The following is a 16,334-nucleotide window of genomic DNA, read 5'->3' as shown; positions in this document are numbered from 1 at the left end:
GCAATCCTCCAAACCAGAGCCGAACTTTCCCCAGGGGCTTCAAGCCGCGGTTTTGAAGCTGGTCGAACAGGACCCGTTTGCCTCGATACGCGAGATTAAGACGATAATCAACGAGCGGCCCGGCGGTTTGCGTACCAGTTGGTGGCAGGTGTTTTCGATTCTCAGGGAAAACAGGCTTTTGACGAGAAGGTCCCGGTTCAAGTACATACTGGGTCGCCGGTAACCCCTTTTTGTTTGACGATTTGCGATTTAGATATATATTTAAATAGGTATTGTTTTCTATAATGGATTTCCTGTTATGGTATTGCAGGACGTATTAATAACGCTCCTGGCATTGCTGAGTGCTCTACTCGGTTTTCTTCTGCTGAGGCGTATCAGGGCAGAGAGGTACTCAAATGCCGCGATAAGGAGCATGCGGCTGGAGGATTTCTCCGATTTCCTTCGCTCGAACAGCGTCGAGGGGAGTATCGTCGAGGTCGCCCGCAAGGTGTCGGAACTACTGATAAATTCCTTTGGCTGCGACCGAATCGTGTTTGTCCGCAAGAAACGGGGGAGCCTGGACCTCAACTATTATCACGGAATTAAGGGGTTCAATCGAACTGATTTTCACGCGGTCTACAGTGACGAAATGGCCGGTGTCCTGAAAAGCGATTTTCTCCCGCGACCGGTGGAGCGCCTGCGCAGGTTTCTCCCCGTTAAATTCCGGGAACATCTCGATAAATTCGGGATGAACATCTATTTCCCGGTCCTGTGGCGGGACAATGTGTATGGCATCTACTTCGTGCGCAGCAATTACGAAATTAACTCGCCGTCCTTTGCCTTTCTCGTTGCCAGTCTGGCCCAGTCTTTGTCGGCGGCCTATCACATAAAATGGCATGAATCCAAGTACGACGCGCTGCACAAGCAGGTGTCCCAAGCCACTCATCGGCCGCCGGCGGTCGTGCCGCAGGAACAATCTTCAGCGGCCAGGTTTCTCAAACTGGTGCGGCATCGTAATACCGAGACTGTCGTAACCAGGCTGATTGACAACTTCCGTGACGCTACGGGAGTCACGCGGTTGGCCTATGTTTACAGTGCGCGAAATGCCGGCAACGCTCCGACGGTATTGAAGCATGGTATGAGTTCTTCGCTGGAAACACCGAGCGATGAATCGCTTCGCGAACTGGCCTTGGTTCTCGACGGCAGACCGCTGTGGGCGGTGTCTGAATTGGATAGAACATCACCGACTATAACCGGATGGGTGGAGCGTCTTAAGGCTAATGGTCTGGAGTATGTAGCTTCATTCCCACCGACCGGCCGTCGCAGCGGCATACTGGCCTGGGGCGGAGGGCAGGACGCCACAGAAGTACAAAAGCAACTCGAGTTGTTTAAAGCCAATGCCTTTCATCTGGTGGAAAACGCCGAATCTTTTGAAAGAGTTGAGGAGTTATCGTATACTGATGATCTCACGGGCCTGGCCAATCAGCGTTACTTTTTCAGACGGCTTTACGAAGAAATTAACCGTGCCAAGCGTTATGACCGGACGCTCGCGCTTATCATTTTCGATCTTGATGAACTAAAGTATATAAACGACACCTACGGTCATCTTGCCGGCGACAGCATCCTTCGCCAGATGGGAGATATTCTTCGCGGGTCGATCCGCGCCATTGACGTGGTGGCCCGGTATGGCGGCGACGAGTTTTGCGCCATTATGCCTGAGGCAGATAGCCAGATGTGCATGCGTTTTATGAATCGTCTCCAATCCGAAATAGTCGCATACAAGTTCGTGGTTGATGATATTCCCGGGCCGATAAATTGCACTGTATCGATGGGGGCGGCAATTTATCCGGACCATGCTGATGAATCTAAGAAGCTCATTTTCGCGGCTGACATGGCTCTTTTGAAGGCAAAGGAGACAGGCCGTAACAAATCCCTCATCTACAGCGCAACGCATTGATTACAAACGGGTTAAGGTGGGGGCGATGCCATTTCATCTTTACAGGCCGCGGGGTACCGTTTATATTCGACCTCTCCTGTAATTTTGAAACCGATATGCTTTTTTGTTGTTTTAAAATAGATTACCCGATTATTACTACCTGAAAGGGAAACAAATTGGTGTTTATGAAACATATGAAATTCAGAACGTACATAGTTGCTGCCATGCTGTTTATGGCAGTTGGATATGCTGTGGGAGCCGAATACCGCATAGGCCCCAGTGATCTTCTGGAGATAAGATTCTGGCAGGACCCCGACCTCAACGTTGATGTGAGGGTGGGACAAGATGGGATGATAAGCCTGGATATTATTGGCCAGATTCAGGCGGCCGGAAAGACGACGATTGAGCTGCAAAACGACATTGTCCGCCAAATGTCTCGTCTGAATACCAGGGTCTCACAGGCTGTAGTGCGGGTGATTGACTATCAGTATCAGTACGTTTTCGTTAAGGGGCAGGTTTTGAATCCCGGTAAACTGACTTTTGAAGAGATTCCGGACCTTTGGACGATAATCAACGAAGCAGGTGGAATCACCGAAACGGGCGATTTGACCCGGGTCACGATCATCCGCGGAGGTACCGACGCCGGCAAGATCGAGGTTGTGGATGTGATCGAGGCGATTGAATCCGGCAGGCTTGACCAGTTGCCCGGGATTCGTCGTCAGGACACGATTGAAATACCCAGAACACCGGCCGGTATTCCGTCGGCTGATATCAGTCAGCAGGTGACACGCAAAAATGTGATATACGTTATCGGAGCGGTTAACGTGCCGGGGCCGATTACTTTTCAGGACGATGTTGATATGATGGAGGCTCTGGCGCTGGCGGGTGGCCCAACCATTGACGCGGACATGAAAAAAGCGCGTATAATCACTAAGGATGGTTATTACGCCCAGACAATCGAAATCAATCTGGAGAAATACTCTCAGCAGGGTGTTCCGTCACGGTACATTATGAAGAAGGAAGACACTTTTGTTCTGCCATATCGGCGGGACAGTTTTCTCGGTATCGGTTTGACCGGAGCCGCCACAGTGGTCGGTATAATCACTTCGGGTGTACTTTTGTATGATGCTCTTACCAGGGATACTGGCACGACCGGTCGATAACCGGTAAATAGCTTTTTAGGGATACAGGACGTGGATGACAATAAGTCTCGACAGATCGATGTAAAAGAAATACTTGCCTTAGTTCTCAGGCGCAAGTGGCTGATTATCCTCCCCGTAATCGTCATTACCATCGTGGCTGCGGTGGGCACTCGTTTTTTGACGCCCAAGTACAGTTCATCGACTATCGTGTGGATCGACAGGTCTTCGAGTGTCTCCCGCGAACTTCTCAACATCGTGGGTGAGCGCCGCGAGACTCGTGAGGAACTTCAGAGCCGGCAATTGGCGTTGGAAACGGAAATTACTTCCAAGAATTTCCTGATTCAACTGATTCAGGAATTGAAGCTTGATAATGATCCTGAAATTACGCGCCAGGCCGCCAAGGCCAGGGAATCGGCCCCCGAGTTTTCACTGGAGCAGCTGAAGTACAATATGTTGGTCGAGAGACTCCGCAAGCAAATATCGGTGACTTTCCACGGGTATGACCAGATTAAAATTACCGTTGAGTCGGCGAGTCCGATTCTGGCGCGTGATATGGCTGACAAACTTGCGGAGATTCTGGCCCGGGAGAGAGCCAAATATGAACTTGAGAGGATTCTGGACAACCAGGCATTTACCGACATGCAGCTGGAGAAAACGGAATATTATTATCGACTCGCCGTGGATTCCATGAATGCCGCGCAAGCCAGGCTATCGAGACTCCGTTTGCCGGAGAATGTCACATCGGAAGAGAACCAGGCTGCGATTCTTTCCAGTATCGATAAGGTAAACCTTGAGCAAATTGATCTCAATCGAGAACTGGAGTCGCTCGTAAAAAATCTGCGTCAGTTCAATCTCGGGGAAGCGAGGCTGCGCTATACTGACACCATGCTGGATCTGAGAACCGCCATTGACGGTTTGGTATCGACCTATGGCGAGATGATGGAAAAATACGAGTGGAGCGCGCAGAACGTCATTAGCGTGAATATCCGGCTGAACACACAGATCAAGGACCTGGAGCACGTTATAGCGCAGGCTGTGAGGACACAATTCGGAGCCTATCCGACGAATCAGCAGGATTTGCTCACGAGGTACTTTGTAGTGCAGGAAAATCTGGACATTTCAAACTCCAAAGAACGGGGCCTTGAACGTCCGCTGGACGATTTGAGACAGAGGATGGCAATGATTCCGAGACTGGAATCGGAGATCGCCGAACTTCAAAGCCGCGTGGAGGAGGCGAGACGCTACCGTGATGCCTTTAGATCGGAGGAGACCACGGTTGGTATTTTATCGGAGCAGGTTAAGGATAGAACCAAGTATCACGTCATCGAACCGGCTGCGTTAGCGCTTGTGCCGGTCTGGCCGGATAAGCCGAAGATAATCCTGCTTGGCTTTGTTCTCGGCCTCGCCCTGGGGGGATGTTTCGTTTTTCTCACGGAGTTATTGGATAATTCTTTTAGACGGGTAGATGAGGTGGAATCGGTCCTGGGCATAGAGGTGCTCGCCGCAATTCCGAAAGTAGATGAGCTAAAGGTGATTCGTTAGGGTATGGAAACTTATCGATTAAACAGCAAGCTGGTTGATGACAGCAAGGAGTATCTGATCCAGACGACCAACGACGTGAGCCTGGGAAGTATATCGTCGGAGGTATACGTCGACGGTTTGCTGGCCGATGTCGTGAATTTGCCGCACCCGGAGCAAATTAAACCCGAAGAGGTGCTTGCTCTGGTGCAGACGACTCACGACGAGAAGAAGAGAGAGATCGAGACGCTCCTGAAGGCGTATCATGAGGCCCTCGAGAGCGCCAATGCCGAAATGATGTATCACATGGGACTGGCGTTTTTCTATCGTCGTTTTTATGGTGAGGCGCAATCGCTGTTCACGACCGCCATCGGACTCAATGAGAGTTATCACGAAGCCTACAACCTACTTGGCCAGACCGAACTGGCGTTAGGCAACGTGGAGGCGTCCAGCAAAGCTGTCCGGTCGGCCGTAGAACTTCGACCACAGTATGCCGATTATCGTAATAATTTCGGCGAAGCGTTGATGGCTTCAATGGCCCTGAAGGAAGCACAGCAGCAGTTCGAAAAGGCGATCGAGATCAATCTTTACTACTCGGATGCTTACTTCAATCTTGGACTGGCCCTGATTCGACAGTCGATGGAAATCGGTATGCGTCAGATGGCTCCAAATCTCACCGCCAAAGCCAACGACTACTTCAACAAGGCGTCGCTGATATATCCGGATTACAAAACGGCCGTGTTCGAAAGAGGGCTGACGGCGCTTAAAGCCGGTGACACCAGGCAGGCCTTTGCGCTGTTAAGAAAAGTACGGGAAGAAAAGAAGGAAGCTCATGCGCGCCGCTACGCTCCTTACTATATGCGATACGCGCTATATCCGCAGTGGATCAACGAGAAGGCGATCGAGGACAGAATAAGCTTTTTGCAGCGGGAGATTGGCAAGAACCCGACGTATGTCGACCTTTATGTAGAGTTGTCCCGGTGTTATCTCGAACACGCCAGAATGACCTGGAAGAAGGGCGTCGAGCAATATAAAAAGACGCTCGATATAAATCCAGGCCTGACCAAGCTGGCAGCACACCTTCAGGAAGCCGAAGATACTTACGACAGAATAAACGAGGCGGTAAAGAAGATTGCGGAATAACAACAAGAAAGCTGAGGCCAAAGGCGAAACATCAGTCATCGATTTGTTTGATCTCGAGTCTCCTTATGTGACCGAGTATCGTCGGCTGTTGTATCGTCTCCAGAACTCGGATCGGGGCAAAGAGCTGAAGTCGATACTGATTACCTCGGCGTTGACCGGCGAGGGGAAATCCACTGTCTGCGCCTTTCTGGCCATGACGGCGTCGATGAAAAAGGGCCTCAAGACGCTTGTTATCGATGCCGACCTCCGACTGCCCACAATTCATAAGCTTTTTGCCATGAACCTGCACCCTGGTCTGATCGAAGTGCTCGCGCGGGGCGAAGATCCGAAAAAGGCGATTAGAAAAACGAAGGTGGATGGACTGGACGTGCTTACGGCCGGCACTCACGGCGGTAATCCGACGGAGGTTTTCGATGCGGAGGCTATCGGACGTCTCGTGGATGATCTCAAGTTTTACTATGACCTGATCATTTTGGATTGTTCGCCTGTTTTGCCTGTGTCTGACCCGATGCTTCTGGCGTCTCAGGTTGACGCAGTCATCATGGTGGTGAAAACGGGCGAGACTCAGAAAGAAGTAGCCCAGCGGGCCCTGGCAATCCTGGATCCTCGAAAAAACAATATCCTCGGCGCGGTTCTTAATAACATGAATCATACGCTGCCTTATTACTATAACTACGACTACTATCGCTATGACTATCATCAAAGCGGTAAAGGGAAAACATCTCCCGGTAATACTCCCCCGACGGTCGAGTCCGGTCCAGCCCAAGAAAAGCAAATCATCAACGATAAGATCATTCGGGAAAACTGATAAAGGCCGGGGCGAACCGGAGACTGTTTTTTAGTCCGGTTCGAACGTTATTACACTGAATTGTCGGGATTTCACGATGTCGGCTCAGCAGCAGAACATCTTTACGGTGGACCTCGAAGAGTGGTTCGTGGTCGAGGTTCTCGCCAACAGGTACTCGTCGGATAAATGGCCGGAGTTGCCGTCGGTGCTTATCCAGAACTCTCTTACACTTCTCGATTTGCTCAATCGCAAGAAGGTCAAGGCGACGTGGTTCGTGCTGGGCTGGTGTGCCGATAAATACCCGGACCTGATTCAGGAGATTTTTGGCTACGGTCATGAAATTGGATGTCACAGCTATTACCACAGGCGGGTCGATTCTCTTTCAAGGGATTTGTTCAAGAAAGACACCGACAGGGCCATAAACGCTATTCTGAAAGCCACCGGTGTGCTACCCTATGGTTACCGTGCCCCCAGCTGGTCGATCAATGCAAGTAATCCGTGGGCCTTTGAAACCCTGGCCGAGATGGGTTTTCTATACGACAGTTCGGTTTTCCCCATAAAGCATGACCTCTACGGTTGGCCGGACGGTCCTCGGCGACTTTTCAGGATGGAGTTTCCGGGGGGGCGTACGATGTATGAACTGCCGGCAACGACCTATCCGCTGTTTGGAAGAAACGTTCCGGTGGGCGGGGGAGGCTATTTCCGCCATTCCCCCTACTGGTATTCGAAACGTATGATTCAGAAAATGAACGGTGAAGGCCAGCCTGTCGTGTTTTATATTCATCCGTGGGAAATTGATCCCAACATTCCCCGGATAGAGGGTCTGTCGCTGTTGCAACGTTTCCGAACCTACAGTTCGACCGCTATCCTGCGCCACAAGGTCGAAAGGCTTCTGGAGGATTTCACCTTCACCACCGCCGCTGAATATATGCAGCTTTTCAAGAAGAAACGAATCGGATTCGAATGACAAAACAACGTTTCTCGCGCCGCTTTGGTCGGTATTGATGTCTTCGCGGGCGTCCCGTCTGTCGAATTTTCAATTTATTCCTTGACTAAACTTGTATAAGTATAAAACATTAATGCGTGAGCAGCTGTGCTAAGTTAAATGAGGAGAAGGTGATGCGAAAATTCTTAATTTTGGTGATGGTTGGGTTCATGTTGGCCTCCAGTGTGGATGCCCGGCGGCCCAAAAAGAAAGCCGGTAGTATAGACGGTGGGAAGTATGTGGACGCCCAGTACAATTTCACGCTGACGATGCCTGAGAATTGGAAATTTAAGATAGGAGATGCCGACGACAAAGCTCGTCTTGTTCTCACACAGAACAACTATAAAATTCCGCCTCAGTATCTCAACGCTTCGGACTATACCAGAATTCCCAGGACGGTAGTATATGTTGATACTACCGGCATGGCAGCCGCGGATTTCATTGACTCGCTGGTGAGTGAAAACTACAGCTCGAGTCAGATGAAAGCCATCTATGCGGAATTCGAAATCCTCTCGAGCGGTGGCGACGGCTCCGGAATGTCAAGGGAGAAACTGGTTCCCAGGCAGCGTCGACCCATGGAAATCGGCGGCGAGCGAGGTCTGATCTGGTCCGGTAAGGTCAAGTACCGCAATGAGATTTCCCTGTCCGAATCCTCGATGGGGGCGGAACGGGTCTATGGCGGTTACGAAGGCTCAATTGTCGGTGTCAAGAAAGGCGACCTGATAATTCTTTTCCACACAATGTGTGAGGAGGATTACTCCGACGATGTCATGACGGAGATGACGACGTTTGTCGGCACACTGGAGTTTTCGAAATAACTTCGAGAAAAAGTTATTGTTTTATCGTGCTGGTTTGGTGATCTTTAGTGACATTTTGCAGCGGCGTTTAAGTCGGTGATAGTGTAGAAACCAGCCAGGATTTGGAGGCGTTATGTGGGCAGTCAGGGCGGTTTTGGTGGCCCTTTTGGTGATTGTCGTGGTGGCTTTCGCCTATTTCAACGTCAGCCCGTCACAGAAGGTGGACGTCAATCTTGTTTACGCTAAGTATCTCGATGTTCCACTGGTGACGGTTGTGTTCTGGTCGTTTGTGGCCGGACTGGTGATGTCCTTGTTTCTGTTCATATCTGTCTATGTTCGGCTATCCGTTCAGGTCAGGGCAGCCACCAGGCGCATCCAGTCTCTGGAGGGCGAGGTTGGCGTCTTGCGCAATCGTCCTATTGAGGAATCGGCCGACCTGCTGAGGGGTTCGGACGAAAAGCGTCTCGAAACAAAATCTCCTTTTGCGGATGGTGAATAATGTTTCCTGAATATCTGTTTACTTTTCTTATACTCTTCGCTGCAGTGGCGGTGTTTTATCTTTTGTATGACCGCTTTCTATACAAGCCGAACAAGCCGCAGACGGATCTTTATGTCGACGCTTTGCGCGATCTGCTCGATGGTCGTCAGGAAAGCGCCTTTACCAAGTTCAGACAAGTAGTGGTTGAGGATTCAAACAATATCGATGCTTATCTCAGGCTTGGTCAGATTCTTCGGGACAACAAGAAACCGGACCGTGCCCTGCAGGTTCATAAAGATCTGACACTCCGGGTCGGGTTGCCGAACGCGCAAAAGTACGAGATTCTAAAACAACTCTACGCTGATTATGTCGATCTGGACAACGCCGATATGGCCCAGGCAGCTCTCAAAGAAATGGTTACGATTAAACCGCGTGATCGCTGGGCGTATATCAAGATGCTCGAAGTCCAGAAGAAAATGCAGGCGTGGGATGAAGCCTATGAAACTGCCGTGATGCTTCTCAAAATAGAGGGCAACAAAACGAAAAAGCCGCTTGCCTCTTTCAAGTATCACCAGGGGGAGGCGCTGTACAAGAAGCGCGAGTACCACAAAGCGCGAATACTGTTCAAGGAGGCACTGGGGTTCGACCCCGCCTATGTCAAGGCCTATCTGGCCATAGGTGATTCCTATTACGATGAGAAGCGCTACGAGGACGCTGTGAGTTTCTGGAATAAACTCATAGCGACCGTTCCCGATGAAGGTCACCAGGTGATTGAAAGGTTGAAAAAGACGCTGTTTGACCTCGGCCGCTATGGTGAAATCAACAGCATTTGCCAGGCAATTCTAAAGCACTCTCCGAAGAATCTCGAGGCCCGATTGTGTCTGGCCGAATTTCATGAGAAGAAGGGGGAGATGGATATTGCCGAGGAGATTCTCAGCAGCATCGTGGATGATTATCCTCATGAAATCAAGGCCGTGGTGGAGTTGATCAGGATCCATCTCCAGAAGGGAGAGAACAAGAAGATCCACGACCTTATCAGAACCATCGAAAACAAAAGACAGAAGCTTCAGTTCCGTGCTGCCAGCAAGATCGCCGATACTTCGCTGATCGGCATTACGAACGAATAAAAATCAACCCTCTTGGGTATTTACAAGCATGAAAAAGCTGTCCTTCATCCTGTCCGTGATTGTGCTATTGCCGCTTCACGTTTCCCGGGCTGACAATATCTTTTCTTTGATTCGAGATGGTAAACTCGATGAGGCGGCGGACTCGCTCTCCGATGTTACCACGGCATCGACCCGTGACGGCAACAGGCTCTTTTATCGTAGCCTGCTTGAGGGCGATGCTGACCAGTCGGCCCGACTTATGGAGGCGGCGCTCAGAAGCTCCGTGGCGCCGATTTACCGTCAGGAAATCTATTACCGTCTGGCTCTCTATCATTTGCTGAAAGAAGACTATACGCGGTTGAGTGAGCTGGTAAGTGAGTACCGGACGCACTGGGAGAACGGCAAGTATCGGGCGGAAATGCAGCGTCTTTCCATACTTATCGATGAACGGCACGCCAATTACGACGCCGCCATCAAGCAGTCGGACCGATATCTGCTCGAGTACAGCTCGGGCGAAGCTAATCACTGGGGTATGGTCGACAAAGCAAGAATAATGCGTCGCTTTGACAAGGATGTCGGCGCGCACAATATGTTGCGCAAGTTGTCGCGGGAAAAGTCGGGACCGGGTGTCGCGGTGGCTTTGTACATGCTGGCCGAGGAAGCCATTCGCCAAAAGCATACCGATGACGCTGTCTTTTACTATAATCTTCTGCGTGAAGCTTATCCGGCTGCCATAGGTCTTGACGCTCTGATGGAGAAGATGGAGAACCTGACCTACTCCGGAGATAATCGCGCCGAAAAACTGACCGGCACATTTTATTCCGTTCAGGTCGGCGTTTTTTCGGTAAAGGATAACGCGGAAAAACAGGCCGATATGTTCAAACAGTACAACCAGAAAGTAGAGATCAGGCAAAAGAACGTATCGGACGTCAAATATCACGTTGTGTATGTGGGCCGTTTTACCGATTATGAAGAGGCCCGTAGATTCAAAACGATGCTGGAGTCAAACCATAAGGAAGCATACCAGGTCGTTGCTCGATGAACAAACCCTCCGATAAATCATCAGCTTCAACCCCCTTGATGCGTCAGTACTATGCCGTAAAGGAGAAGCATCCTGACAAGATTCTTTTCTTCCGGATGGGCGATTTTTATGAAATGTTCGGTGATGACGCGGTGAAGGCGGCTCCCATTCTGGGTATTGCCCTTACCTCGCGATCTCACGGCGCGGCGGAGTCGATTCCACTGGCGGGGGTGCCGTATCACGCCGCCGACCGTTACCTGGCCAAACTGTTGTCTTCGGGCCAGAAGGTTGTCGTGGTGGAGCAGGTTGAAGATCCCAGGACCGCTAAGGGTATCGTGAAAAGGGAAATTGTCGAAATCCTGACGCCTGGTACGGCCACTTTCGAGACTGAGGGGTTCAAACAACGGCCTCAATGTCTGGTGGCGGTGTGTGAAAATAAACGCGGCCTGCTCGGGCTGGCTGCCCTCGATATGACGACGGGCACATTCACCATACACGAAGGGGAATTCGGCGATGCGGTCGAGCGCCTCAAAGTGCTTGATCCATCGGAGATTATCTTTCCCTGCGATGTAGAAAGGGAGGAGTTTCAGCAACGGCTGGGGTTGACCAACGGTGCCTCGATGCTGACGGAGTTCGGCGAATGGAACTTTGACTTCAAAACCGCTGAACGTGACCTCAACGAGCATTTCGGAACCGCCACACTGGAGGGGTTCGGTGTCGCCGACCAGCGGCTGGGTGTATCGGCGGCAGGAGCGATACTCAGGTATCTTAAAGAGAACCACCGGGAGCATCTTTCTCACATCGATAAAATCTCCGGCTTTGATGACAGCGAGCGGATGGCTCTTGACTTCTCCACCGTTCGCAATCTCGAGCTGGTAGAAAATATTGCCCGGGCGACTCAAGAAAACAGCCTGCTGTCGGTAATTGATCGCTGTCAGACGGCTGCCGGCACACGGCGCCTCCGGGCGGCTCTTCTCAGGCCGTTTAAGACTAAACAGAAAATCGATCTCCGACTGGGCGGGGTTTCCGAGCTGGTCAAAAACAGGGAGATGGCGTTTCAGATACGCAGGCACACCCGCCTTCTGACGGATATCGAAATGCTGGCCGGTCGGCTGGGGCTGGGGAAATTAAATCCACGCCAGATGAAGAGCGTCAAAGAAGGTTTGCTTATAAGCAAGGTCATTCGTGAGTTGCTCACCAGAGCGGAAAGCGTTCATCTTGGAACGCTCGGTGGGGCGATTCCTGACAACGAGGAAATCATCGCCAGGATCGGCAGCGCGCTCAGCGACGATCCCCCTCAGGTTACCAACAAGGGTGAAATCTTCAGGCCGGGATACTCCGAACGTCTCGACGCCTTGAACGATTCGATCCGGGACGCCCGGCAGTATATCGCCGGCCTTCAGGCCAAAGAGCGCGAGCGAACCGGCATCACCAATCTGAGAGTCGGCTTCAACAAGGTGTTTGGTTATTATATCGAGATTACCCGGTCGAATCTGGACGCGGTACCCGATGACTACATTCGCAAGCAGACACTGGTGAACGCCGAGCGCTACATTACGCCGGAACTCAAAGAAAAGGAAGAACTGATTCTCAATGCGGAAGAGAAAATATTCCGTCTCGAACAGGAACTCTATCAGGAATTGATGGAGTATCTTAACGGTCATATCAGCGATATAAAGATTACCGGGGATATTCTTGCCGAGGTGGACCTGGTGTCAGCACTGGCGGAACTCGCCGTTGAGAACGGGTATTGCAGACCGGAGATTTACGAAGACACACGACTTAATATTGTCAGCGGGCGCCACCCGGTGATCGAGGCGGTATTGCCACCCGGTACCTTTGTGGCCAATGACGTGAGTTTGTCCGGGGATTCGCTTATACACATTCTTACGGGTCCCAACATGTCGGGTAAATCCACGTATCTTCGTCAAATAGGGCTGATTGTCATACTGGCTCAGGTAGGTTCATATGTGCCTGCCGGCGCCGCTGAGATTGGCCTGGTGGATAGGGTCTTTACGCGCGTGGGGGCGCTGGACAATCTTGCGCGCGGTCAGTCTACCTTCCTGGTGGAGATGATAGAGACAGCCAATATTCTTCACAACGCCACCGATCAATCGCTGGTGTTGCTCGATGAAGTGGGCAGGGGAACCTCGACGTTTGACGGATTGTCCGTGGCCTGGGCGGTTGTGGAGCATATCAACGAAGCAATCCAGGCCCGTACCGTTTTTGCGACCCACTACCACGAGTTGACCGGTATGGCCGAGATTTACGAGAAAGTTCACAACTACCAGGTGGCGGTAAAGAAATGGGAAAGCAAAGTTATATTTCTGCACCAGATTATTCCCGGCGGATGTGATGATTCATACGGCATTGAAGTAGCCAAACTTGCGGGGCTGCCTAAATCCGCGCTCGGCAGGGCGCGCCAGATTCTGAAACTCCTGGAGTCGGGTAAGTTCACTCAGAGTGAACTCGGCAAGGGAATCTATAAACAGAAAGTACAGCCCACGTTGTTTGACGCCAGACCATCGGCCATCGAGCAAACGATTAAAGACGCCGACCTTGACCATCTTACTCCCATTGACGCTCTCAATCTGCTGCGGCAACTCAAAGACGATATGGAGTGACTTGACCTTGGTGGAACAAACGCGCAGATGGATAAGGCCCCTGCCGGAGCGGGTGATTAACAAGATTGCCGCCGGGGAGGTTATCGAGCGGCCCGCCGCGGTTGTAAAGGAACTGGTGGAAAACTCTATCGACGCGGGCGCCACACGCATCGAAATTATCATCGAGAAATCAGGAACCCGCCTGATAAAAATAGTCGATAACGGGTGTGGTATACCGGCCGAGCAGGTAGAGATCGCCTTCTCCCGTCACGCCACCTCGAAAATTGCCAGTTTCGACGACCTGAATAGCCTTTATACCTATGGTTTTCGCGGCGAGGCGCTGCCGTCGGTAGCTTCGATATCGCGTCTTCGTATGGTCACGCGGCCGCATGACGCCACGGTTGGCACCGAGATAATTTACGAGGGCGGGGTACTTCAGTCCAAACAGCCGACCTCAGCTTCACCCGGCACGATAATCGAAGTCGAGAATCTGTTTTACAACACTCCCGCGCGCCGGAAATTCCTCAAGGCGGAAACCACCGAGGCACGGCACATCTCGCGCACGGCTATGGCGCTCGCAATCGGACGACCCGATATCGCGTTCTCATACAACCTCAACGGTAGAAGTATCTTCTCCTTACCGGCCGATTCAGAGCTGTGCGACAGAGTAGCCGCCGTACTGGGAGCGCAGGATAAACTGGTAAAGGTCCAGGGCGAGATGGGACCGGTTAAAGTTTCGGGATATATCGGTTCTCCTGAAATGGTGCAGAACAACCGCTATGGTCAATTTGTCTTTATCAATAGCCGTTATATCTATTCGCCGAGCTTGTCACACGCTCTGGCGGCAGGCTATGGCGAGCTTATCGCACGCGGTACTTTCCCGACCGGGGCGCTACTTCTTACGGTGGATCCGACTGAAGTGGACGTGAATGTTCACCCGACCAAGGCCGAAGTCCGACTCTCGCGCGAAAGAGAGATACACGACGCTGTTTATAGGATTGTGAAGGAATCTCTGCAGCAGGACGGTATCGTACCTGTCTTTAAGCCTTCGGCGCAGTCCGGACCATGGCAGGGAAGTGCATCGGGTTCTGATCGAAGGGCAGGCGGTTATATCCCGGGTGTTCAGGGTCACCACGAAGTCGATTTCAGTCTTCTGAAAGAGTTGTACAAAAAAGCCGGCTCTGAAACGCCGGCAGGAGGGCAGGACGTGGTGCGGGTCGACCGGAGCACCGGCGAAGTGATCGATGAGTTGCGCAGCGGTGCACCGGACGAGGGCGATGCTGCGGCACCGGCGGGTCTTCGCCTTATTGGCCGATTCGCCAATTTATATCTGCTCTTTCAGTCTGGCGATAACCTATATATCATCGACCAGCACACAGCTCATGAGCGCGTGCTCTACGAAGAGATTCTCGCCAAGGTGGAAAGTCAGTCGGTGGAGGCGCAGACGTTGCTCTTTCCGGCCCAGGTAGAGTTGAACCCTGAACTTCTGACTGTATTTGACGAGGCAGCCGAGCTGCTGAATAAATCGGGGTTTACCGTTTCGCATTTTGGCGGGAGAATGGTCAACATCGAAGCGGTGCCGTCGATTCTGTCGCGCAAGTCTCCATCGGAAGCATTCACGAAAGTTCTCGATGATTTCGCCTCGCTCAAAGCCTCCGGTCATGACATGAAAAAAGCCATGGCTCAGTCTATTGCCTGCCGTTCAGCCGTAATGGCGGGCGACAGGCTCTCAGACGAAGAGGCCATTCATTTGATTGGCCGCCTGCTCGAATGCGACAATAGATATTCCTGCCCCCACGGACGTCCTACCTTTGTGAAGCTAACCCGGGAAGATTTGGACAGACAATTTGGCCGTGCCTGAGAAGCCGATACCGATTATCTGCGGCCCCACAGGCTCGGGCAAGACAGCGGCTGCGGTTGAACTGGCCGGCGAATACCCCGTGGAGATAGTCTCGGCCGATTCCCGTCAGATTATTCGCCATCTTGATATCGGCACGGCAAAACCAACACCCGAGCAAAAATCCATGGTCAAATTTCACCTGATTGATCTCATCGAACCGGGGGAACGTTATTGTGCTTTCAGGTTTATCGATGAAGCCAATGAGGCGATAGAAGATATTCTTTCCCGTAAGAAAATCCCTCTCGTGGTCGGCGGCACGGGATTGTATTTAAGGGCGCTGACCGAGGGGGTGGTGGAGATAGAACAGGACGATATGTCGGTGTGCGAAGAACTGGCATCCGAGATGGAAAGTCTGGGCCCGGAGGAAATGTATCGTCGCCTGACAGAGATTGATCCGCTGGAGGCAGCCAAGACCCACCCTCACAACAAGGTGCGGGTTATCCGGGCGTTGGAGATATTCCAACTTACGGGCAAACCGAAATCGGAACTGATGGCTTCGGGAGCCTATCGAAAAGGTAGGTATGAGTTCGAATATTTCTGCCTGACACCTCCGCGCCCGGGTCTTTATGAGGCAATAAACCGGCGTGTTGATCGGATGATGACCGATGGTCTGTTGGAGGAGTTGAAAGTCCTGATTCAAAAAGGATATCGGGAGCGGATCCGAAGAGCTAATGTAATCGGCTATGGCGAACTGCTTGATTATCTTGATGGAAACTTTTCACTGTCTGAAGCTGTAAGCATTATTAAGCAAAACAGCCGAAGATACGCCAAAAGGCAGATGACATGGTTTAGAAGGCAGCCGGACTGCGTATTTTTTGAGGATAGGGAAAGTTTACTCAATTCGATCGACCTTAGGGGCTGGCCCGGCGAAAAATGATACGAGATTAAACTTGACATGGTTTCGAGGGGTGGGTTAAATGTCAACGAGTTAGCTCATTG

General features: G+C 51.6%; 14 protein-coding genes. All 14 read left to right on the top strand.

Annotation, left to right across the window (positions count from 1 at the left end):
* The first annotated feature begins 52 nt into the window (after positions 1–52).
* The 14 genes from AB1483_11085 (at position 53) to miaA (ending at position 16,272) form a co-directional block, all read left to right on the top strand.
* Complete coding sequence (locus tag AB1483_11085; protein MEW6412997.1) at positions 53–223, top strand: hypothetical protein; 171 nt, start codon at positions 53–55, stop codon at positions 221–223.
* A 75-nt stretch (positions 224–298) separates the two neighbouring features.
* Positions 299–1,936, top strand: coding sequence for a GGDEF domain-containing protein (locus AB1483_11080; protein ID MEW6412996.1), 1,638 nt, complete (start codon positions 299–301; stop codon positions 1,934–1,936).
* A gap of 164 nt (positions 1,937–2,100) precedes the next feature.
* Entirely contained in the window at positions 2,101–3,078 is a 978-nt protein-coding gene (locus tag AB1483_11075; GenBank protein MEW6412995.1) for a polysaccharide biosynthesis/export family protein, read from the top strand.
* A gap of 30 nt (positions 3,079–3,108) precedes the next feature.
* Positions 3,109–4,599, top strand: coding sequence for a Wzz/FepE/Etk N-terminal domain-containing protein (locus AB1483_11070; protein MEW6412994.1), 1,491 nt, complete (start codon positions 3,109–3,111; stop codon positions 4,597–4,599).
* 3 nt (positions 4,600–4,602) lie between these two features.
* Complete coding sequence (locus tag AB1483_11065) at positions 4,603–5,718, top strand: tetratricopeptide repeat protein (protein ID MEW6412993.1); 1,116 nt, start codon at positions 4,603–4,605, stop codon at positions 5,716–5,718.
* Positions 5,708–6,526, top strand: coding sequence for a CpsD/CapB family tyrosine-protein kinase (locus AB1483_11060; protein ID MEW6412992.1), 819 nt, complete (start codon positions 5,708–5,710; stop codon positions 6,524–6,526). The genes AB1483_11065 and AB1483_11060 overlap by 11 nt, the downstream gene beginning before the upstream one ends.
* Positions 6,527–6,602: 76 nt before the next feature.
* The gene (locus AB1483_11055) at positions 6,603–7,472 is read left to right on the top strand and encodes an XrtA system polysaccharide deacetylase (protein ID MEW6412991.1); all 870 of its coding nucleotides are present in this window, start codon (positions 6,603–6,605) and stop codon (positions 7,470–7,472) included.
* A gap of 152 nt (positions 7,473–7,624) precedes the next feature.
* The gene (locus AB1483_11050) at positions 7,625–8,308 is read left to right on the top strand and encodes a hypothetical protein (protein MEW6412990.1); all 684 of its coding nucleotides are present in this window, start codon (positions 7,625–7,627) and stop codon (positions 8,306–8,308) included.
* 112 nt (positions 8,309–8,420) lie between these two features.
* Positions 8,421–8,786 carry a LapA family protein gene (locus tag AB1483_11045; protein MEW6412989.1) on the top strand — a complete coding sequence of 122 codons (366 nt, stop codon included), beginning with the start codon at positions 8,421–8,423 and terminating at the stop codon, positions 8,784–8,786.
* Positions 8,786–9,892: a tetratricopeptide repeat protein gene (locus tag AB1483_11040; protein ID MEW6412988.1), complete on the top strand. Its 1,107-nt coding sequence runs from the start codon at positions 8,786–8,788 to the stop codon at positions 9,890–9,892. The genes AB1483_11045 and AB1483_11040 overlap by 1 nt, the downstream gene beginning before the upstream one ends.
* 28 nt (positions 9,893–9,920) lie before the next feature.
* Positions 9,921–10,913: an SPOR domain-containing protein gene (locus tag AB1483_11035; protein ID MEW6412987.1), complete on the top strand. Its 993-nt coding sequence runs from the start codon at positions 9,921–9,923 to the stop codon at positions 10,911–10,913.
* The gene (mutS, locus tag AB1483_11030) at positions 10,910–13,516 is read left to right on the top strand and encodes a DNA mismatch repair protein MutS (GenBank protein MEW6412986.1); all 2,607 of its coding nucleotides are present in this window, start codon (positions 10,910–10,912) and stop codon (positions 13,514–13,516) included. Before AB1483_11035 ends, mutS begins: the two co-directional genes overlap by 4 nt.
* A gap of 10 nt (positions 13,517–13,526) precedes the next feature.
* Positions 13,527–15,356, top strand: a complete 1,830-nt coding sequence (mutL, locus tag AB1483_11025; protein ID MEW6412985.1) for a DNA mismatch repair endonuclease MutL — start codon at positions 13,527–13,529, stop codon at positions 15,354–15,356.
* Positions 15,349–16,272, top strand: a complete 924-nt coding sequence (gene miaA, locus AB1483_11020) for a tRNA (adenosine(37)-N6)-dimethylallyltransferase MiaA (protein ID MEW6412984.1) — start codon at positions 15,349–15,351, stop codon at positions 16,270–16,272. The genes mutL and miaA overlap by 8 nt, the downstream gene beginning before the upstream one ends.
* The last annotated feature ends 62 nt before the right edge of the window (positions 16,273–16,334 follow it).

It is taken from the genome of Candidatus Zixiibacteriota bacterium (assembly GCA_040756055.1).
Lineage (GTDB): Bacteria > Zixibacteria > MSB-5A5 > GN15 > FEB-12.
This window is presented reverse-complemented; position numbering and strand designations above follow the sequence as displayed.

Coding starts and splice junctions, on each gene's coding strand:
- AB1483_11080 (MEW6412996.1), top strand. CDS start 299: ATGGTATTGCAGGACGTATTAATAACGCTCCTGGCATTGCTGAGTGCT.
- AB1483_11075 (MEW6412995.1), top strand. CDS start 2,101: ATGAAACATATGAAATTCAGAACGTACATAGTTGCTGCCATGCTGTTT.
- AB1483_11065 (MEW6412993.1), top strand. CDS start 4,603: ATGGAAACTTATCGATTAAACAGCAAGCTGGTTGATGACAGCAAGGAG.
- AB1483_11055 (MEW6412991.1), top strand. CDS start 6,603: ATGTCGGCTCAGCAGCAGAACATCTTTACGGTGGACCTCGAAGAGTGG.
- AB1483_11050 (MEW6412990.1), top strand. CDS start 7,625: ATGCGAAAATTCTTAATTTTGGTGATGGTTGGGTTCATGTTGGCCTCC.
- AB1483_11045 (MEW6412989.1), top strand. CDS start 8,421: ATGTGGGCAGTCAGGGCGGTTTTGGTGGCCCTTTTGGTGATTGTCGTG.
- AB1483_11040 (MEW6412988.1), top strand. CDS start 8,786: ATGTTTCCTGAATATCTGTTTACTTTTCTTATACTCTTCGCTGCAGTG.
- AB1483_11035 (MEW6412987.1), top strand. CDS start 9,921: ATGAAAAAGCTGTCCTTCATCCTGTCCGTGATTGTGCTATTGCCGCTT.
- mutS (MEW6412986.1), top strand. CDS start 10,910: ATGAACAAACCCTCCGATAAATCATCAGCTTCAACCCCCTTGATGCGT.